This window comes from Pseudomonas mandelii, from assembly GCF_006438925.1.
Lineage (GTDB): Bacteria > Pseudomonadota > Gammaproteobacteria > Pseudomonadales > Pseudomonadaceae > Aquipseudomonas > Aquipseudomonas mandelii_C.
Window position 1 is genome coordinate 129,428 of the sequence record NZ_RCZA01000012.1, and the last position, 19,211, is coordinate 148,638.

Here is a 19,211-nt window from a genome sequence, read left to right on the forward strand (position 1 = left end):
AGACTGAACTGAGATTCAGTGTGGGAGCCAGCCTGCTGGCGATCAGCCGGGGTCGCGCTCGACCGACTCGCTCCCTTTGTCTTTCAGAACTGCCATGCCTGCCAACCACTTCAACACCCACTGCCCCGATTGGGCGACTGCCCTGTTCAACGGCTTCAGCCAGATCTTCCTCCAGCGCAACCCGCTGTGCGGTCTGCTGTGCCTGTTGGCGATTCTTTTCACCGCACCCGCCCTGCTCGGCGGTGCGCTGCTGGGCGGAGTCGCCGGGTTGCTCACCGCGCAACGACGCGGTTACGCCAAGGCCGATCGCCAGGCAGGTCTGTTCAGTTACAACGGTGTCTTGCTCGGCTTGCTGCTGAGCCTGTATTTCCCCTGGTCCGCGCTGTTGCCGCCGCTGATCATTGCTGCGGGCGGACTCAGCGCGATGATCACTCAACAATGGCTCAAGCGCGTCCGGGTCAGCCAATACCTGCCTGCCTATACGGCACCCTTCGTGGGGCTGGGCTGGTTGCTGCTGTGCTTCGCCACGCCCTCGACAAATGCGCACTTGATCGAAATCAATACGCTGAACATGCTCGCCGCACCACTGAAAGGCCTCGGCCAGGTGATGTTCCTCGGTCATCCGCTGGCCGGTGCGATGATTGCCGTGGGTTTGCTGATCGCTGATCGCCGCGCATTCTGCTGGGCGTTGTTGGCGTCTGTCGCAGGCATGGGCTGGAGCCTGCTACATCACGACTTCTACACCGCATTGATCGGCCTCGGTGGCTATAACGCCGTACTCGCCGCCCTCGCCTTCAGCTCGCAGCGCCAGAAGCCTTGGCTGCCGCTGGTCGGTATTACATCAGCGCTGTTGCTGACGCCGGTGTTTGCCGCCATCGGTCTGCCAACGCTGACCGCGCCGTTCATCCTCGCCTGCTGGCTGATCCGCACGGTTGTTCAAATGCTCGGCAAGACCACTGTCGCCCGTACGCCTTGCACTCTGGAGGAGAATCAACCTAGGCTGCGCTGATTCTCGGTTCAGGCGTTTTCCATGGACAGCAGCAAAAACTGGCGTGAAGAGCTTTACGTCATGGTTTTCCAGAGCGACACAGTGGCCGGGCGGCGTTTCGACGGCATCCTGTTGTTGATCATCCTCGCCAGCATTGTGATCGTGATGCTCGACAGCATCGATTCCATTCACCAGAACTACGCCAACGTGCTGGCGTACATCGAGTGGGGCTTTACGGTCATCTTCGCCATCGAATACGGCCTGCGACTGTACTGTTCGCCCAAGCCGTTGCGCTACGCGTTCAGCTTCTATGGACTGGTGGATTTGCTGGCGATCGTGCCCGGCATTCTTGCGTTGTATTACGCCGATGCGCAGTACCTGCTGATTATCCGGATCATTCGGATGCTGCGGATTTTCCGCGTGCTCAAGCTCAGCCCGTACCTCAAGCAAGCCAACTATCTGATGTCCGCATTGCGCGGCAGCAAGCAGAAGATCGTGGTGTTTCTGGTCAGCGTCTGCACCCTGGTGACGGTGTTCGGTACGCTGATGTACGTGATCGAAGGCCCGGAGCACGGTTTCACCAGCATTCCCAAAGGCATCTATTGGGCTATCGTCACGCTGACCACCGTGGGCTTCGGCGACATCGTGCCGAAGACACCGCTGGGTCAGGTAATTTCGTCGCTGGTGATGATCACCGGTTACTCGATCATCGCCGTGCCGACGGGAATTTTCACCGCCGAACTGGCCAACGCGATGCGCGGCGAACAACTGCAACACGACTGCCCGGTGTGCAATAAAAACAGCCACGAACATGGGGCGGCGTTCTGCTCCCGATGCGGGAATGCGTTATTTAATAAAATGGAATAAGTAAAGTACTTTTTAATCTTTAAAGGACTATGTGAGCCCCGTTATAGTCGCTGGCTAAACGGTGGCAACACCTCTTCGATGACTGGCAATTAACCCGTAGGAGCTGCCGCAGGCTGCGATCTTTTGATCTTGAAGAATCAACATCAAAAGATCGCAGCCTGCGGCAGTTCCTACAAAGAACAAGGACTGCGCAGTGAAAAAAATCTTTGGCGCCTCACTTCTGGCTGCTGGTCTGGCTCTGTCCAGCGTGGCTCAGGCCGCACCGACCCTGCTTAACGTTTCCTACGACGTGATGCGCGATTTCTACAAGGACTACAACACTGCCTTCCAGAAACACTGGCAAGCCGAGCACAACGAAAACATCACCCTGCAGATGTCCTTTGGCGGCTCCAGCAAACAGGCGCGTTCGGTGATCGATGGCCTGCCGGCTGACGTCATCACCATGAACATGGCCACCGACATCAACGCCCTGGCGGACAACGGCAAACTGATCCCGGACAACTGGGTCACCCGCCTGCCGAACAACAGCGCGCCGTTCACCTCAGCCACCGTGTTCATCGTCCGCAAAGGCAACCCGAAAGCCCTGAAAGACTGGCCCGACTTGCTCAAGGACGGTGTGCAGGTGATCGTGCCAAACCCGAAAACGTCGGGTAACGGCCGCTACACCTACCTCTCGGCCTGGGGTTATGTGCTGAAAAACGGTGGTGACGAAAACAAAGCCAAAGACTTCGTCGGCAAGCTGTTCAAACAAGCGCCGGTGCTCGACACCGGTGGCCGCGCAGCCACTACGACCTTCATGACCAACCAGATTGGTGACGTGCTGGTGACCTTCGAAAACGAAGCGGAAATGATTGCCCGTGAATTTGGTCGTGATCAGTTCGAAGTCATTTACCCAAGCGTCTCCGCCGAAGCCGAGCCGCCGGTGTCGGTGGTCGACAAAACCGTCGACAAGAAAGGCACTCGCGCTGCGGCCGAGGAATATTTGAAGTACCTGTGGTCACCGGAAGGTCAGGAGATTGCGGCGGCGAACTACCTGCGTCCGCGTGATCCGGCGGTGCTGGCCAAATACACCGATCGTTTCCCGAAAGTGGATTTCCTGTCGGTAGAGAAGACCTTTGGTGACTGGCGGACCGTGCAGAAGACTCACTTCAATGATGGTGGGATCTTTGATCAGATTTATGCGCAGTAAAGGCTGAAGCTCAATGAAAAAGGCGACCTGAGAAGGTCGCCTTTTTTGTGGTCGAACACAAAACTCGTGTTCGCTGAAGATCCCCTGTGGGAGTGAGCCTGCTCGCGATGACATTTATCCATTCGATAAATTTGTTGCCTGACACGCCGCTATCGCGAGCAGGCTCGCTCCCACAGGGTTTGCGCCAAGCAGTTACATCGGCGGTGTCACACCATCCTTGCCGGCCGAAATCGACTGAGCCGTCAGCGTCCCGTCGGCACTCTGCGTCACAAACGTCACGATCTTCACGCCCACCTTCAGCAAGCTGCGATCCCCCGGCATCAGATTGACGATCGGCACATCCTCCGGCACCAGAATCTTCTGCTGGCCGCCCTTGTAGTTGACGGTCAAGACCCGGCCATTGCTGACCACCAGATCGCCCACGCTGCCATTGGTCATGCTGCTGCCCTTGGCCAGATCGAAGGGCCGATGGCCATCGCCGCTGCCGGCCAGTTCCGGTGGGAAGACGTGGACTTCCAGTGCCTTGAGGGTTCCGTCCTCCTGCGGTATGGCAGCCGAACCGATGTAGCTGCCAGGTTTGATGTCTTCGATATTGGACAGGGTGACGGCGCGGACTTTGGTGTCTTTGGTCAGGTTGATGTCCACGTTTTCACCACTGTTGACGTGGACTTTCAGCACGTCGGGACTGACGCCGGTGATTTCGCCGCGAACGCCGATGCGCATGCCCGGCGCGTCGGCGGCCTGGGCGAGACCTGCCGTGAACAAGGTGATCAAGCTAATGGCTGAAGCGCCGCGAATCAGGTGACGGAACATCGCATTCATGGAAGTGCCTTCCGGTTATGAAACGTGAGGAGAGAACATAAGCACGCTATCGAACAGGATGTAAGTGAATGTATCATCGGACCTCAATGTTTTGACGCAAGGTTCCTCGACGGACATCACACACGTCCGTCACTCATTCCGCAAAGGAATGATTGCTATCACTCCAAGCCCCCTTCTGCCCATTCCGATAGCCCTTTAGCCTGCGCGCATTCTCTTTTGCTCAGCGAGACCCGTTATGAACCCAGCTACCCAAGTGCCCCACGGCACCGCAACAATGACCCGAGGCATGGTGCTGCTGTTTGCCTTCTGCTGCGGCGCCATCGTTGCCAACATCTACTACGCGCAACCGATCATCGGCCTGATCGCGCCGGACATCGGCCTGACCAGCACCATGGCCAGCCTGATCGTTTCGCTGACCCAGATCGGTTATGCGTTGGGTTTGTTTTTCCTGGTGCCGCTGGGTGATTTGCTGGAAAACCGCCGATTGATGATCATCACTACCGTGGTGGCGATTGCCAGTCTATTGGGTGCAGCGTTCACCGATCAGCCAAACGTGTTTCTGCTGATTTCGTTGTTGGTGGGGTTCAGTTCGGTGTCGGTTCAGATCCTGATTCCACTGGCCGCGCACTTGGCACCGGAAGAGTCTCGCGGCCGTGTGGTCGGCGGGATCATGGGCGGTTTGCTGTTGGGGATTCTGTTGGCGCGACCGGTGTCCAGCGTGGTGGCTGACCACTTCGGCTGGCGCGCGATGTTTGTGATTGCGGCGGTGTTGATGGCGGTAATCAGCATCGTGCTGGCGCTGACGATTCCCAAGCGTCAGCCTGATCACAGCGCTTCTTATGGTCAGTTGCTGGGGTCTCTGTGGACCCTGTTGCGTCAACAACCGGTGTTGCGTCAGCGCGCGTTTTATCAGGGCTGCATGTTCGCCACGTTCAGCCTGTTCTGGACCGCCGTGCCGCTGGAACTGGCGCGCAATCATGGCTTGTCGCAAACCCAGATCGCGATCTTCGCCCTGGTCGGGGCCATCGGCGCCATCGCCGCCCCCATTGCCGGTCGACTGGCCGATGCCGGCCACACTCGCATTGCTTCACTGCTGGCCCTGCTGTTCGCCAGCCTGAGCTTCCTGCCCGCCTTCATCCACCCGGCCTACAGCGTCATCGGCCTCGCGGTCACCGGTGTGGTGCTCGACTTCTGCGTACAAATGAACATGGTCCTCGGCCAACGCGCGGTCTACGCCCTCGACGCCAAAAGCCGCAGCCGCCTGAATGCGCTGTACATGACCAGCATCTTCATCGGTGGTGCGTTTGGTTCTTCGGTGGCCAGTGCGGTGTATGAACACGGTGGCTGGTTGTGGATCGTGATTGTGGGCAGTGCGTTTCCGCTGCTGGCGTTGTTGCGGTTCTTGAGTGTCTCAGAGAAGCGTTCGTTGGCCACGGCTTAAGGCGCCAAACATTTTGCCGGATCGCCGCCCGGACAAGCCTCTCTCCTGCCAAGGGGTGCGGCTTGCCCGGATTGATGTGTAGCAGATTTTCCGCGCCTCAAATCTTCAACATCCCCCAACCTCTGCCTGCAAATTCCGGATTGTCCCGATGTTTGTTTACTGACGTTGGCAATGGGATCTGCAAACCTTCCGCTCGTATCTTTTGTAGCAAGGTCTGCACGATTTCGATGGCTGCGTCATACGCCTCCTCAAACGTAGCACCAGCGGTCACCGCACCCGGGATGTCAGGTATTTCAATACCGGGTGCAGTTCTCTCATCTCCCCACTCGATAATGATTGGATAGTGCACAGCGGTTCCTCCAGCGAAGCATCAGCTTAATGAAGCGCCACTCGACCATAGATACCGGACAGGGTCAGTTCACGTTGTTTTTCAGGATGTGAAAGCCCCCATTCCAGTGCGTTATGTTATCGGTCAGGATGGCTTGATCCGTTACGCCGAGGTCAACCCGGATTACACTCAGCGTCCTGAGCCTGACGCGATGCTGGATGCGATTCGCGGCTGAACAGATCAAATGACGCCTGACCCGCGGCATGTTCTTTCAAGGAGTGTGCAATGACCCGACGTACCTTTCTCATCACCGGTGCCAGCAAAGGCATCGGCCGCGCGGTCGCCGAGCACCTGGACCGCGCGGGTCATCGGGTGGTCGGAATCGCCCGATCGCCCGACCTGAGCTTTCCCGGCATTCTGTTTCCGCTGGATCTGAGCGACAGGGCACTGACTCAGGAAGTGCTGGCGGATCTGGCCAGGACTTATGAGTTCGACGGGCTGGTGAATAACGTCGGTCTGGTGCGCCCGCAGGTACTGGGCGAAATCGACCTCGACACGTTCGACGATGTGATGCGGGTCAACCTGCATTCGGCCTTACAAGCTACTCAGGCACTGCTGCCGAACATGCGCGCCAAGGCCTGGGGTCGGGTGGTCAATATTTCCAGCCTGACCGTGCTGGGTATCACGCAGCGCACTGCATACGCCGCGGCCAAAGCGGCGTTAATCAGCTTCACGCGATCCTGGGCGCTGGAACTGGCGCAAACCGGCGTGACGGTAAACGCCGTGGCCCCGGGCCCGACCGAAACCGAACTATTTCGCGCCAACAACCCGCCAGGCAGTGAGGGTGAAGCGCGTTATCTGGCCGGTGTACCGATGGGTCGGTTGGGGCAGCCGCAAGAGATCGCTGCGGCGATTGCGTTTTTGTTGTCCGAGCAGAGCGGGTTTATCACCGGGCAAACCTTGTTTGTCGACGGTGGGTCTTCGATAGGCAAAGCGGCTTTCTGAGCTGAACATTGATCAAAACAAGGACTGTAGATGGATCGCCTCGCCGCAATGGAAACTTTCGTCTACGTGGTGGAAACCGGCTCCTTTTCCGCCGCTGCCCGGCGCTTGAATATCGGCCAGCCCGCCGTCTCGAAAGCTATCGCGCATTTGGAGGCGCGCCTCGCGGTCAGGCTGCTGTTGCGCTCGACCCGAGGCCTGACACCCACCGAAGCTGGCCTGGCCTTTTTCGAACGGTCCAAGCGTGCCATCGAAGAAGCGGACGAGGCTGACAATGCCGCTCGCGGTGCCGCCAGCGGCCTGACCGGCAACCTGCGTATCTGCGCTGCCGTGACCTTTGGCCGACTGCACATCGTTCCGCACCTCGGGCCCTTCCTCGATCAGAACCCGGACTTGAACATCGATTTGATGCTGGACGATCGCAACGTCAATCTGGTGGAAGAAGGCGTCGACATCGCCCTGCGCATGGGCGCCTTGAGCGACTCCGGCCTCACCGCCCGCAAGATCGCCGAGTGTCGGCGCATGGTGCTGGGCACGCCCGCCTATTTCGAAAAACATGGCGACCCCACCTGCCCAGCCGATTTGAGTAAACACCAAGCAGTCATCTACACCTTGGGCGGTGGTGCCAGTTGGCAATTCCGCAACGGTACAGATGATCAGTCAGTCACCATCAGCGGGCGAATCCGCGTCAACGCCGCCGAAGGTCTGCGTGCAGCCGTGCTCGCCCATCAAGGGCTGACCATGGCATCCGAATGGATGTTTGCACCGGAACTGGCCAACGGCGCGGTCAGGGAAGTAATGAAGGATTGGACGTTGCCGAATCAGGACCTTTGGGCGGTGTTTCCCACGGGCAAAATGGCCAGTGCAAAGGCTCGGGCGTTTGTGGAGTATGTGCAGGGGTTGCTGGCCAAGGAGGCCTGAAACCTATTCGTTTCGTTTATTGCGATTTTCGTTTGATTCGAATAGCCTTCCAGCATTGTTTCTTCAGAATGTCGGAAACCATCATGTCGCCAGTCATCCAACCACCGATCAATCTACCCATGGAGCGCGAAGTACAGGCTGCTATCGAAGGCCAACGCGCTCTGGCTGCCTACCTCGCCACTCAATTCGAAACTCAGCACATCCAGATCTTCGACGAGCAGAATGAAGCTCATACTGTCGAATTACCCACCTCAGCCCTCAGGTTGCTGGTCGACATTCTGGCTGAGCTAGCCGCGGGCAACGCCGTCAAAGTGGTCCCGGTTCACGCCGAATTGACCACCCAGGAAGCCGCCGACCTGCTTAACGTCTCACGTCCGCACCTGATCAAACTGCTGGAATCCGGCGAGTTGTCCTACCACAAAACCGGCAAGCACCGACGTGTGCGCTTTGCCGATTTGATGGACTATAAAAACCGGCGCGACACTGCCAGCGAGCAAGCAATGACGCTTCTCGCTGAGCAGGCACAAGCGTTAAGGACAGGATACGAGTGAGGCACTCCTCTTTTACCGCTCTATATGACGCATGTGTTCTTTACCCCGCGCCCCTGAGAGATTTTCTGATGTGGCTCGCGCTTTCCTGACGTTTTAGAGCGAAATGGTCGTTGGAGATACACAACGAATGGAAACGCAATCTCCTGAAAAACCGTCCGGATCTAACCGTCGAGCAACTGGATCGCACGTCCGAACTGATGGATCAGGGATTACCCGACGCTTGTGTCACAGGATACGAAGACCTGATCGAAGGGCTGATGCTGCCAGATATCGATGATCGACATGTGCTGGCAGCCGCCATTCGCTGTAACGCCAGCGTCATCGTCACGTTCAATCAGAGAGACTTCCCCGGTGAAGCATTGGGCCCTTTCGGTATCGAGGCTCAGCATCCTGACGAGTTCGTCGACAACCTCTTCAACCTCGACCCGGCGGCAGTGATCGCGGCGGCGCAACGCCAACGCAAGCAACTGAAAATGCCACCGATGAATGTCAGCAGCTATCTTGATCTTCTGTTGCGCCAAGGCCTGGTTCAGTCGAGCAAGGCATTGACCGAATACCGCGCCATTCTCTAAACGACTTTCTCAGACTCTAAAAAGCAAAACGGCGATCCAAGGATCGCCGTTTCTGTTTACTGCCCGAATTGTCGTCCCAACCCGCCCGGCACGCCATGGATGTCGGTCTCTTCCCATGGCCCGTCCGGGCTGATCGATCGGCTCCAGCCGTTGTCCCAGCGATAGTACGTGCGCTGGCGGTAGAAGGTGTTGGTCTGATCATCGAGTACGTACACGCCGAGCTTGGCATCCCAATGGCTGTTGCCTCCCGGTGGCGGCGCGAAGCTCGCGGAGGTGCGTGGCAGCGGTTTGGCGGGCTTGGCCGGAATGCTCGGCTTGCCCGGTGTCGGTGTCGGGGACGGCGTCGGACGCGGCTGCGACGGCGGAATCGGTGGCAGCCGTTCAGGCTGCTGCGGTTGGACCACGCAAGCGCTTAACCCCAAAACCATACTGAGCAGGGTGATACGAGCGATGACGGTCATAGTGGCGTTTCCTGTCATTTGTCCGGGCTGTCGATGGTCAGTGTTTGCTGCGTCGTGGTGCTGCTGGCCAGAGGCTGGCTGCGACCGATCCATTCGCCGGCAGTGGGTTGGCCGGCGCGGGAGATGCGCGCAACCAGTTGGACTTCAGGGAAGTTCGACAGTTTCAACTGCGGCATCATTGCGTCGGCGTCGCCCAGCTCGACGGTCGCCGGCAAGTCGGCCACGGTCAGGCGCTTGGCGGCCAATGGCGCAGGAGGCCCTGCGGTGGCGCGGGCGAAGATGAATACGCTGTCGCCCGGCTGGACCTTGGCTTTCAGCTCTGGTGCCAGATCCACTCGCACCTTGAGCAGTGCCGCCACCTTGGCGGCGGGCGCCTGGGCCACCTTGCCGCCGCTGGCTTCGAGTTTCTCGGTAGCCCGAGTAATGCCGCCTTGCAGCGCGGCGCGGGAACTGTCCTCCGGTGGCAGTTGCACCAGCAGGCGATTCCAGTAGTCGATGGCGTCCTGATAACGCTGGCTTTCAAAGGCAGCAATACCGAGCAAGCCAAGACTGGTGACTTCTTTCGGATCGGCTTTGAGTGCTTCATCGGTCAGGGCCTGAACCTTGTCAGACCACTTCTTGCCGTCGGCGAAGTACTGGGCCTGCGCCCATTGGCCCAACAGCTCCGGCTGACGACCGGCGAGGGTCACCGTGCGTTCGAAGATCTTCGCCGCATCGCCAGGGCGATCCTGAGCCATGTAAGTGCGACCGAGGAAATACAGGCCTTCAGCCGAATCCGGCTGAGCCGCGACCGCGCGCTCCAGGCGACGGGTCATCTCTTCCATCGACTGTGGCGCCTGGGAGAACTCACGGGTCAGTTCGACCTTGTCGCTCGCCCCAAAATGCAGATACAGGCCAAGACCCAGCACCGGCACCAGAATCGCCGCCAGCAAGGGCCACGGTTTGCCCAGGCGGGACACGCGTGGCGCCTCGACGCCTTCAGTGTCGGCGAGCAATTCACGGGCGGCTTCGGCGCGACCGGTGTCCATTTGCGTGGCGTCGAGAACGCCCTCTTCCTGCTGAGTCTGCAACTCAGCCACGCGCTCCTGATACAGCGCGACGTTCAGGGCCGTACGATCCTCTTCAAGCTGGGCGCGACGACCACGCAGGACGGGAATCAGCAGAAAACTCAGGGCAACCAGAAGTAGCAGACCTGCAGCGAGCCAGAAATCAATCATTCTTGGTTTTATCCAACAGGTGGTCGAGGCGCTCACGCTCCTCGGCGGAAAGCTCATCCTTGGTGTCAGCGCGTTGCACGCGACGACGGCGGACGATCACGGCGATGATCAAAAAACCGCCCAGCAGCAGGCCGGCAGGGCCGAACCAGAGCACAGCAGTCTTGGCGTTCAGAGCGGGTTTGTAGCGGACGAAATCACCGTAGCGGTCGACCATGAAATCGATGATCTGCTGGTTGTCCTTGCCCTCGCCGAGCATGCGAAAAATCTCTTTGCGCAGGTCAGCGGCGATCGGTGCATTGGAATCGGCAATGTCTTGATTCTGACACTTGGGGCAACGCAGCTCTTTGGTCAGCTCGCGAAAACGCTCGCGATCACCTTCTTTGGCGAACTCGTAGGTGTCGATGGCCGCGTGCGCCACGCCGGCCATGCTCAAACCCAATACCGCGGCGGCTATCCAGCGCTTCATGGCTTGGCCTCATCAACCAGCGCCTGATATTTGGCCGCCAGTTTTTCGCGCCAGACCTGTTCGTCGATCACACCAACGAACTTGTCGCGGATGATGCCCTTGGCATCAATGAAGAAGGTTTCCGGAGCGCCGTACACACCCAGGTTCAAACCCAAAGTGCCTTCATCGTCACGGATGTCCAGCTGGTACGGGTTGTGGAATTCCACCAGCCACTTCAAGGCGTCAGCATTGACGTCCTTGTAGTTGATGCCGTAGATCACCACGCCCTTCTCGGCCAGTTTATTCAGCACCGGGTGCTCGACCCGGCAAGAAATGCACCAGGTGCCCCAGACATTAACCAGTGCCGGTTTACCCAGAATGTCGGCCTTGGTCAGGGTCTTGTCGCCCTGCACGGCCGGCAGGGAAAACTCCGGGAATGGCTTGTTGATCATCGCCGAAGGCAACTCGGCCGGGTCCAGGTACAGACCGCGGTAAAGGAAAACAGCCACCACCAGAAAAACCACCAACGGCAACAGCATCAACCAACGTCTCATGCCGTGGCTCCCGTCATGCCCAGAGCTTCACGCACACGGCTATTCACCTTGACCCGGTAACGGCGATCCAATGCCGCCAGCAACCCGCCCAAACCGGTGAGCAGACCACCGAACCAGATCCAGCGCACGAACGGTTTGACGTGGACGCGAACGGCCCAGGCGCCATCGCCCAACGGTTCGCCGAGTGCGACATAGAGGTCGCGGGTGAAACCGGCGTCGATCCCGGCTTCGGTCATCACCGAGTTCTGCACGGTATAGAGGCGTTTTTCCGGGTGCAACACGCTGACTTCCTTACCGTCGCGGATCACCCGGATGGTGCCCTTGTCAGAAGTGAAGTTCGGACCTTCGAAATGCTTGGCGCCGTCGAACACGAAGTGGTATCCGGCCAGGTCCATGGACTCGCCCGGCGCCAGACGCAGGTCGCGCTCGGCACTGTTCTGGCTCGACAGCACGACGCCGAGGGCACACACGGCAATGCCGAGGTGAGCGACCTGCATGCCCCAATAACTGCGGGTCAGGGTCGGCAGACCTTTGATCAAGCCTTTGTGGCGAGTCTTGTCGAAGATGTCACGCACACCGGCCAGCAACACCCAGGCAGCGAGCATGAACGTCGCAATCACCGCCCAGTTGAAATCGCCGTAAGCGACGCCAGCCACCACGGCCAGCGCGGCGCTGCCGAGCAACACCGGGGTCAGCATGCTCAACAGCCATTTGACCGGGGTGTCTTTCCAGCGCACCAGCATGCCGACCGCCATCACCATCATCAGCAAGGCCATCAACGGAATGAACAGCGCGTTGAAGTACGGCGGGCCGACCGACAGCTTGGCGCCGGTCATCGCATCGAGGATCAGCGGATACAACGTGCCCAGCAGAATCATCGACGCCGCTACCACCAGCACCAGGTTGTTACCCAGCAGCAGGGTTTCCCGGGACCAGAGGTTGAAGCCAACGTGGCTCTTCACCACGGGAGCGCGCAGGGCGAACAACGTCAGCGAACCACCGACCACAAACAGCAGGAAGATCAGGATAAACACGCCGCGCTCAGGATCGGACGCAAAGGCGTGAACCGAGGTCAGCACGCCGGAACGTACCAGGAACGTTCCGAGCAAGCTCAACGAGAAAGCAGCGATGGCCAACAACACGGTCCAGCTCTTGAACACGCCACGTTTTTCCGTGACCGCCAAGGAGTGAATCAGCGCCGTACCCACCAGCCATGGCATGAAAGAGGCGTTTTCCACCGGGTCCCAGAACCACCAGCCGCCCCAGCCGAGTTCGTAGTACGCCCACCATGAACCGAGGGTGATACCGATACCGAGGAAGGCCCAGGCGACGATGGTCCACGGACGGGACCAGCGAGCCCACGCCGCATCAAGACGACCACCCAGCAGCGCTGCGATGGCGAAAGCGAAGGCCACGGAGAAACCGACATAACCCATGTACAGCATCGGCGGATGAACGATCAGGCCGATGTCTTGCAGCAGTGGGTTGAGGTCACGACCGTCCGCAGGAATCTGCGGCAGGATCCGTGCAAACGGGTTGGACGTGAGGATCAGGAACAGCAGGAAACCGGTGCTGATCATGCCCATCACCGCCAGCACGCGAGCCAGCATCACTTGCGGCAACTGCCGGGAGAACACCGACACCGCGAAGGTCCAGCCGCCGAGAATCAACGCCCACAGGAGCAACGAGCCTTCGTGCGCGCCCCATACGGCGCTGAACTTGTAGTACCACGGCAACGCGCTGTTGGAGTTGCTGGCAACGTAGGCGACGGAGAAATCATCGGCCATGAAGGCGTAAGTCAGGCAACCGAAGGAGAACAGCAGAAACGCAAATTGCCCCCAGGCGGCCGGCTGGGCGAGGCTCATCCACAAGCGGTCACCGCGCCAGGCACCGAGCAACGGCACCACGGCCTGAACCAGCGCGAAGCACAGCGCCAGAATCATGGCCAGGTGGCCGAGTTCAGGAATATAGAGTCCGGACGTCATCGATCAACCCTCCTTCGCGGGCGTTGGAGCAGATTGACCACTGTCTTTCAAAGCCTTGGTCACTTCCGGCGGCATGTATTTTTCATCGTGCTTGGCCAGCACTTCGTCGGCCACCACCACGCCGTCGGCGTTGAGCTTGCCCAGGGCAACGATGCCCTGCCCTTCGCGGAACAGGTCCGGAAGGATGCCGCGGTAGCTGATGGTCACGGATTTATTGAAGTCGGTGACGATAAATTTCACGTCCAGCGAATCGCCGGAGCGTTGCAGCGAACCTTTCTCGACCATGCCGCCAGCGCGGATGCGCGTGTCTTGCGGGGCTTCGCCGCTGGCGATCTGGGTCGGGGTGTAAAACAGATTGATGTTTTGCTGCAGGGCGCTCAGGGCCAGGCCGACGGCAGCACCGACACCGACCAGGATCGCGAGAATGATGATAAGACGCTTTTTGCGCAGCGGATTCACTTGCCGTTCTCCCGGCGCAGACGACGCGCCTCTTGTTGCAGATACCGCTTGCGGGCCAGGATTGGCGCCGCCACGTTGAGGGCCAGCACCGCCAGGCAAATGCCATAGGCTGACCAGACATACAGGGCATGATGGCCCATGGCGAGGAAGTCGCCGAATGAAGCAAAACTCATCGAGCGGCCTCCAGACTGTTCTGCACTTCGGCCTTGACCCAACTGGCGCGGGCTTCGCGCTTGAGCACTTCAAGACGCATGCGCAGCAGCAACACCGCGCCGAAGAAACAGTAGAAACCCAGCACCGTCAGCAGCAGTGGCAGCCACATCTCGGCGGGCATTGCCGGTTTTTCGGTGAGGGTGAACGTCGCGCCCTGGTGCAGGGTGTTCCACCACTCCACCGAGTATTTGATGATCGGGATGTTGATCACGCCGACAATCGCCAATACCGCGCAGGCCTTGGCGGCACTGTCACGATTGCTGATCGCGTTGCCCAGCGCAATAAGACCGAAGTACAGAAACAGCAGAATAAGCATGGACGTAAGTCGTGCATCCCAGACCCACCACGAACCCCAGGTCGGTTTGCCCCAGATCGCGCCGGTGACCAGCGCCACGGCGGTCATCCAGGCACCGATGGGCGCCGCGCATTGCAGAGCGACATCGGCCAGCTTCATCTTCCACACCAGCCCGACGATGCCACAGATCGCCAGCATCACGTAGATGGACTGGGCCAGCATGGCGGCCGGAACGTGGATATAAATGATGCGAAAGCTGTTGCCTTGCTGGTAGTCCGGCGGCGCGAAGGCCAGGCCCCACACTACACCAACGCTGATCAGCAGCAACGCCGCGACACTCAGCCACGGCAGCAGTTTACCGCTGATGCCGTAAAACCATTTGGGCGAGCCGAGCTTATGAAACCAAGTCCAGTTCATTACTGTTTCCATCACGGTTGCTCTTCGCTATGAAGAGCCAAGGGTCTTTACTGGTCAAAAATTAACCAGACCTCATTATTCGCCGACGCTGATCTTCAGGCCAGCAGCTATTGCAAAAGGTGTCAGGGTTATCGCCAGGGCGGTCAGGCTACCAAGCCACAGGAGATAACCGGTCGCCGGCATGCCCTGCAATGCCGCCTGCAAGGCGCCACTGCCGAGAATCAACACCGGGATGTACAACGGCAGAATCAGCAGCGCCAGCAACAGGCCGCCGCGCTTCAATCCCACCGTCAGGGCTGCGCCCACCGCACCGAGCAGGCTCAGCACCGGTGTACCCAGCAACAAAGAAAGCAGCAACACCGGCAGACAGGCGGTTGGCAAACCGAGCATCAATGCCAGTAATGGCGCGAGCAAAACCAGTGCCAGGCCAGAGAAGGACCAGTGTGCCAGTACCTTGGCCAAAACCAGAAGAGGCAGGGGGTGCGACGAAAGGACCCACTGTTCAAGCGATCCGTCTTCGAAATCACTGCGGAAAAGCCCGTCCAGCGAGAGTAAAACCGACAAAAGGGCCGCTACCCAGACCAGTCCCGGAGACAAGGTTTGCAACAATTGAGACTCGGGTCCGACCGCCAGCGGGAACAGGGAAACCACGATCGCGAAGAATACCAGCGGATTGGCCAACTCCGCCGGACGGCGGAACAACAATCGGGCTTCACGGGCGACCAACAGGCCGAAAACACTCATACGGCCCAATTCCCCAGATCAATGTCGCGATAGCCGGCCGGCATCCGGGTCAGCGTGTGGTGAGTGGTCAAGACCACCATGCCGCCTCGCTCGCAGTGTGCGGCCAGGTGTTCTTCGAGTTGCGCCACGCCTTGTTTGTCGAGCGCAGTGAACGGCTCGTCGAGAATCCATAGCGGCGGGCTTTCCAGGTACAACCGCGCCAACGCGACCCGGCGTTGCTGCCCGGCAGACAGTGTGTGGCAAGGAACATCCTCGAAACCACGCAGTCCGACAGCCGTCAGCGCCTGCCAGATCGCCTCATGGGAGGCCGGTTGATGCAAGGCGCAAAGCCAGCTCAGATTCTCTTCCGGCGTCAGCAAGTCCTTGATCCCTGCGGCATGGCCGATCCACAGCAGGTTACGCGCCAGCTCAAAGCGTTGCTCGTTCAATGGCTGGCCGTTGAGCAGCACCTGACCGGCAGTCGGCTGCATCAGACCGCAAAGCAGACGTAAAAGGCTGGTTTTGCCACTGCCGTTGGGGCCGCTGATTTGCAACATTTCGCCACTGGCCAGTCTCAATTCGAGATTTTCGAAGAGCAGCCGGAGGTCTCGCTCACAGGCGAGGGCAACGGTTTGCAGGACAGGACTGGTCAAGAGATCACGGGCCTTTTGGGTTCAAGTCGGCAGTGGAGCGGCCGTTAAAGGTATGCAGGATAAATGCATTGGCGGCCCGTTCTAAGGAGCTGGATCAAGTATTTGAAATGTTTTCAGCGCCCCGGATACAACGGGGCCGCATTATACATGCCATGCCCTACTCTAAAGAGGGCAATTTCCTCAGGTTGTGACCGCGTATGACAGGCGAAATGAACATCCTTCCGCTACCGCAAACCACGCCCGCGACTTCGCGACCGCTGGTGGTGAGTGGCGACCTGCTGAAATTACTGACGCCGATGGAGGGCCTGATCACTGCCGGTCAGACCGCCAAGGCCGAAGTGCTGTCGCTCAAGCAGGCGGATCAAACCTTTCAACTGTTGCTCAAGGTCACCCTCGACAGCGGCCGTCAGACCACCGTGCAAGCAACCAGCAACCTGCCGTTGCCGCAAGGTACCAGTCTGGCGATCACCCAACCGTCAGCGGGCAATCTGGCGATTACCGTGCAACAAGCCATTGCCAGCAGCGTTGCCACCCTCACCCGCATCGATACCGCGCAATTGCCCGTCGGCACCCTGCTGCAAGGCAAAGTACTGACCTCTCAGGTGTTGCCGCAGGTGCCCGGTCAGCCGACAGTGTTTCGCTCGATGGTGAGCTTGCTCAACACCGCGTTGAGCGGCAGCACCCTGAACATCGACAGCCCGACGCCGCTGCGCATCGGCACTTTGCTGAGCGCGCTGGTGCAGGACACCCAGACGTTGAAGTTCGTGCCATTGAGCAGCCGCCAGGAGCAATTGGCGGTGACCCAGCAATTGGTCAACCAACAGAGCCGCCAAGGCTCGCTGGATGGCCTGCTCAAACTTCTGCAAAACCTGCCGTCCTCGAACCAGACGTCCAGTGATCTGCGTGTCGCCGTCGACAGGTTGCTCGCCGGCCTGCCCGACGTTCAGCAACTCAGCACGCCAAAGGGGCTGGCCCAGGCACTGGCCAATAGCGGCCTGTTCCTTGAAGCCAAACTGCTCAGCGGTCAGAACCCGACATTGGCCCCGGACATGAAAGGCGATCTGCTCAAGCTGATCGCACAATTGACCCCAGGCCTGCCGGCCAACACCAATCTCAGCGCGATCATTGCCGCCAACACACTGGCCCAGGCCATGCCGAACTTCGTGCGCAGCGCCCTCGGCATGCTCGGCCAGGTCAGCGCCAAACCGCAGCCAACCCGCTTCCCGCTGCCCGAGCGTTTGCTACAAAGCATGGACGGCGAAGGCGACCTCGAGCATTTGCTGCGTTTGGCAGCAGCGGCGGTTTCACGCCTGCAAAGCCATCAACTGTCGAGCCTGGAACAGACCGGCGTCACTGACGACGGACGGTTGATGAGCACCTGGCAACTGGAAATCCCGATGCGCAATCTGCAGGACATCGTGCCGCTGCAGGTCAAGTTCCAGCGCGAAGAAGCGCCCGAGAAGGAACCGCAAAACGAACGCCGCGACGAGCGCGAACCCAAACAACAATTGTGGCGAGTGGACCTGGCGTTCGACATGGAGCCCTTGGGCCCGTTGCAAATACAGGCACAACTGATCAAAGGCAGCCTGTCCAGCCAGCTGTGGGCTGAACGCCCATACACCGCCAGCCTGATCGAAAGTCATCTGGCCGAACTGCGCCAACGGCTGCTGGCGTCCGGCCTGAATGTCGGCGACCTCGATTGCCATCTCGGCACACCGCCACAAGGCCCCCAAACCCGTCTCGAACAACGCTGGGTCGACGAAACCGCATGAAAAACCCCAACACCCCGCGCCAGGCCATTGCCCTCAAGTACGACGGCAGCCACGCCCCTACCCTCACGGCCAAAGGTGACGAAGCACTGGCCGAAGCCATTCTGAAGATTGCCCGCGAATGCGAAGTGCCGATCTACGAGAACCCCGAGCTGGTGAAGCTGCTGGCGCGGATGGAATTGGGGGAGAGTATTCCGGAGGAGTTGTATCGCACGATTGCCGAGATTATTGCGTTTGCGTGGAATTTGAAGGGTAAGTTTCCGCAGGGGCAGGATCCGGATGCGCCGATGGTCGAGAAGGACGTTACCGAGCGCGGGGATGATTATTGATGTGTGTTGAATGCAAAAGATCGCAGCCTCGTTGCACTCGACAGCTCCTACAGGGTGTACGCCATCCCATGTAGGAGCTGTCGAGTGAAACGAGGCTGCGATCTTTTGATCTTCTCAGTTCTTGTGAAGCTTACTCATCAACTCCGCCTCAGCCTGGGTCAAGCCGCAGGACTGGGTCAGTTCATCGACGCTCGCGCCCATACCGACCAGTTTTGCCGCCTGTGCAAATGACAGGCTCGACGGATCGCGCTGTTCCAGCTGAGCCAGTTTGTCCGGCAACGGGCCAACCACCGCGCGCAGTTCGTGCAGGTCTTCACCCATGCGCACGTTGCCGCTCTGGTAGTTGTCGACGCGTTTGGCCAGGTCCTTGATGCGCTGATCGCGCAGCGCATCGCCCTGGGCCTGTTGCGCGGCGATCAGTCGTTGGCCTCGTACGTACGCCAGAAACATCGCCAGCGTGCCTGCCCAAAACAGGAACAGGACAATGACTGCAACCTCAAGAATCAATCAGATGTTCTCCAGATCCGACCATTCTTCTTCGCTCATCATCTTGTCCAGCTCGACCAGGATCAGCAGCTCGTTGTTCTTGTTGCACACGCCTTGAATGAACTTGGCGGATTCTTCGTTACCGACGTTCGGCGCGGTCTCGATTTCCGACTGACGCAGGTAAACCACTTCGGCCACGCTGTCGACCATGATCCCGACCACTTGCTTGTCGGCTTCGATGATGACGATACGGGTGTTGTCGCTGATCTCGGCATTCATCAGGCCGAAGCGCTGACGGGTGTCGATCACGGTGACCACGTTACCGCGCAGGTTGATGATGCCCAGTACGTAGCTCGGGGCACCCGGCACCGGGGCGATTTCGGTGTAGCGCAGGACTTCCTGAACGCGCATCACGTTGATGCCGTAGGTTTCATTGTCCAGCTTGAAGGTTACCCATTGCAGGATCGGATCTTCGGAACCTTTTGCATTCGTCGCTTGACTACTCATACCCTGACCCCTCGAAA

General features: G+C 59.2%; 23 protein-coding genes and 2 pseudogenes. 11 read left to right on the plus strand and 14 right to left on the minus strand.

Annotation, left to right across the window (positions count from 1 at the left end; all coding sequences use genetic code 11):
* Window positions 1–94: 94 nt before the first annotated feature.
* From EAH74_RS25300 to EAH74_RS25310, 3 genes are all read left to right on the plus strand, one after another.
* Window positions 95–1,009 (plus strand): urea transporter, encoded by a 915-nt coding sequence (locus tag EAH74_RS25300; protein WP_140681921.1) that lies wholly within the window; start codon window positions 95–97, stop codon window positions 1,007–1,009.
* A 21-nt stretch (window positions 1,010–1,030) separates the two neighbouring features.
* The gene (locus tag EAH74_RS25305) at window positions 1,031–1,855 is read left to right on the plus strand and encodes an ion transporter (protein ID WP_140681923.1); all 825 of its coding nucleotides are present in this window, start codon (window positions 1,031–1,033) and stop codon (window positions 1,853–1,855) included.
* A gap of 193 nt (window positions 1,856–2,048) precedes the next feature.
* Window positions 2,049–3,044: a sulfate ABC transporter substrate-binding protein gene (locus EAH74_RS25310; RefSeq protein WP_140681925.1), complete on the plus strand. Its 996-nt coding sequence runs from the start codon at window positions 2,049–2,051 to the stop codon at window positions 3,042–3,044.
* Between the two features lie 192 nt (window positions 3,045–3,236).
* On the opposite strand, the gene EAH74_RS25320 is transcribed toward EAH74_RS25310, so the two are convergent.
* Window positions 3,237–3,866, minus strand: coding sequence for a hypothetical protein (locus EAH74_RS25320; protein ID WP_140681927.1), 630 nt, complete (start codon window positions 3,864–3,866; stop codon window positions 3,237–3,239).
* A 235-nt stretch (window positions 3,867–4,101) separates the two neighbouring features.
* Between EAH74_RS25320 and EAH74_RS25325 the strand changes: the two genes are divergently transcribed.
* The gene (locus EAH74_RS25325) at window positions 4,102–5,307 is read left to right on the plus strand and encodes an MFS transporter (RefSeq protein ID WP_140681929.1); all 1,206 of its coding nucleotides are present in this window, start codon (window positions 4,102–4,104) and stop codon (window positions 5,305–5,307) included.
* A gap of 100 nt (window positions 5,308–5,407) precedes the next feature.
* On the opposite strand, the pseudogene EAH74_RS25330 reads toward EAH74_RS25325, so the two are convergent.
* Window positions 5,408–5,656, minus strand: a pseudogene (locus tag EAH74_RS25330) (type II toxin-antitoxin system HicB family antitoxin); the annotation flags it as partial.
* Window positions 5,657–5,744: 88 nt separating this feature from the next.
* On the opposite strand from EAH74_RS25330, the gene EAH74_RS33635 reads away from it, so the two are divergent.
* From EAH74_RS33635 to EAH74_RS25355, 5 genes and pseudogenes are all read left to right on the plus strand, one after another.
* Entirely contained in the window at window positions 5,745–5,870 is a 126-nt protein-coding gene (locus EAH74_RS33635; RefSeq protein ID WP_275671805.1) for a hypothetical protein, read from the plus strand.
* Between the two features lie 50 nt (window positions 5,871–5,920).
* Window positions 5,921–6,640, plus strand: a complete 720-nt coding sequence (locus EAH74_RS25340; RefSeq protein ID WP_046054308.1) for an SDR family oxidoreductase — start codon at window positions 5,921–5,923, stop codon at window positions 6,638–6,640.
* A 30-nt stretch (window positions 6,641–6,670) separates the two neighbouring features.
* Entirely contained in the window at window positions 6,671–7,558 is an 888-nt protein-coding gene (locus tag EAH74_RS25345) for a LysR family transcriptional regulator (protein ID WP_140681933.1), read from the plus strand.
* Window positions 7,559–7,641: 83 nt separating this feature from the next.
* Entirely contained in the window at window positions 7,642–8,109 is a 468-nt protein-coding gene (locus EAH74_RS25350; RefSeq protein ID WP_140681935.1) for a helix-turn-helix domain-containing protein, read from the plus strand.
* A pseudogene (locus tag EAH74_RS25355) lies at window positions 8,106–8,681 on the plus strand (PIN domain-containing protein). The gene EAH74_RS25350 and the pseudogene EAH74_RS25355 overlap by 4 nt, the downstream one beginning before the upstream one ends.
* A 56-nt stretch (window positions 8,682–8,737) precedes the next feature.
* Here EAH74_RS25355 and EAH74_RS25360 read toward each other — a convergent pair.
* The 10 genes from EAH74_RS25360 to ccmA form a co-directional block, all read right to left on the minus strand.
* A complete protein-coding gene (locus EAH74_RS25360) occupies window positions 8,738–9,142 on the minus strand; it encodes a hypothetical protein (RefSeq protein WP_140681937.1) in 405 nt (134 codons plus the stop codon).
* 14 nt (window positions 9,143–9,156) lie between these two features.
* Window positions 9,157–10,359 (minus strand): c-type cytochrome biogenesis protein CcmI, encoded by a 1,203-nt coding sequence (gene ccmI, locus EAH74_RS25365; RefSeq protein ID WP_140681939.1) that lies wholly within the window; start codon window positions 10,357–10,359, stop codon window positions 9,157–9,159.
* On the minus strand, window positions 10,352–10,825 hold the full coding sequence (locus tag EAH74_RS25370; protein ID WP_140681941.1) for a cytochrome c-type biogenesis protein: 474 nt from the start codon (window positions 10,823–10,825) through the stop codon (window positions 10,352–10,354). The genes ccmI and EAH74_RS25370 overlap by 8 nt, the downstream gene beginning before the upstream one ends.
* A complete protein-coding gene (locus tag EAH74_RS25375) occupies window positions 10,822–11,358 on the minus strand; it encodes a DsbE family thiol:disulfide interchange protein (RefSeq protein WP_140681943.1) in 537 nt (178 codons plus the stop codon). Before EAH74_RS25375 ends, EAH74_RS25370 begins: the two co-directional genes overlap by 4 nt.
* The gene (locus EAH74_RS25380) at window positions 11,355–13,343 is read right to left on the minus strand and encodes a heme lyase CcmF/NrfE family subunit (protein WP_140681945.1); all 1,989 of its coding nucleotides are present in this window, start codon (window positions 13,341–13,343) and stop codon (window positions 11,355–11,357) included. The genes EAH74_RS25375 and EAH74_RS25380 overlap by 4 nt, the downstream gene beginning before the upstream one ends.
* 3 nt (window positions 13,344–13,346) lie before the next feature.
* Window positions 13,347–13,802, minus strand: coding sequence for a cytochrome c maturation protein CcmE (gene ccmE / locus EAH74_RS25385; RefSeq protein WP_140681947.1), 456 nt, complete (start codon window positions 13,800–13,802; stop codon window positions 13,347–13,349).
* On the minus strand, window positions 13,799–13,975 hold the full coding sequence (gene ccmD, locus EAH74_RS25390; protein WP_008145547.1) for a heme exporter protein CcmD: 177 nt from the start codon (window positions 13,973–13,975) through the stop codon (window positions 13,799–13,801). The genes ccmE and ccmD overlap by 4 nt, the downstream gene beginning before the upstream one ends.
* The gene (locus EAH74_RS25395; RefSeq protein WP_046054301.1) at window positions 13,972–14,727 is read right to left on the minus strand and encodes a heme ABC transporter permease; all 756 of its coding nucleotides are present in this window, start codon (window positions 14,725–14,727) and stop codon (window positions 13,972–13,974) included. The genes ccmD and EAH74_RS25395 overlap by 4 nt, the downstream gene beginning before the upstream one ends.
* 75 nt (window positions 14,728–14,802) lie before the next feature.
* Window positions 14,803–15,471: a heme exporter protein CcmB gene (gene ccmB, locus EAH74_RS25400; protein ID WP_008155797.1), complete on the minus strand. Its 669-nt coding sequence runs from the start codon at window positions 15,469–15,471 to the stop codon at window positions 14,803–14,805.
* On the minus strand, window positions 15,468–16,103 hold the full coding sequence (ccmA, locus tag EAH74_RS25405) for a cytochrome c biogenesis heme-transporting ATPase CcmA (protein WP_007894233.1): 636 nt from the start codon (window positions 16,101–16,103) through the stop codon (window positions 15,468–15,470). Before ccmA ends, ccmB begins: the two co-directional genes overlap by 4 nt.
* A 197-nt stretch (window positions 16,104–16,300) precedes the next feature.
* On the opposite strand from ccmA, the gene EAH74_RS25410 reads away from it, so the two are divergent.
* Window positions 16,301–17,875, plus strand: a complete 1,575-nt coding sequence (locus EAH74_RS25410) for a flagellar hook-length control protein FliK (protein ID WP_140681949.1) — start codon at window positions 16,301–16,303, stop codon at window positions 17,873–17,875.
* Complete coding sequence (locus EAH74_RS25415) at window positions 17,872–18,201, plus strand: EscU/YscU/HrcU family type III secretion system export apparatus switch protein (protein ID WP_140681951.1); 330 nt, start codon at window positions 17,872–17,874, stop codon at window positions 18,199–18,201. Before EAH74_RS25410 ends, EAH74_RS25415 begins: the two co-directional genes overlap by 4 nt.
* Before the next feature lie 114 nt (window positions 18,202–18,315).
* Here the strand turns inward: EAH74_RS25415 and EAH74_RS25420 are convergent, their stop codons facing one another.
* Together EAH74_RS25420 and EAH74_RS25425 are read right to left on the minus strand one after the other, a co-directional pair.
* Window positions 18,316–18,708, minus strand: coding sequence for a DUF2802 domain-containing protein (locus EAH74_RS25420; RefSeq protein WP_140681952.1), 393 nt, complete (start codon window positions 18,706–18,708; stop codon window positions 18,316–18,318).
* Entirely contained in the window at window positions 18,709–19,194 is a 486-nt protein-coding gene (locus tag EAH74_RS25425; RefSeq protein ID WP_010456928.1) for a chemotaxis protein CheW, read from the minus strand.
* Window positions 19,195–19,211: the final 17 nt, after the last annotated feature.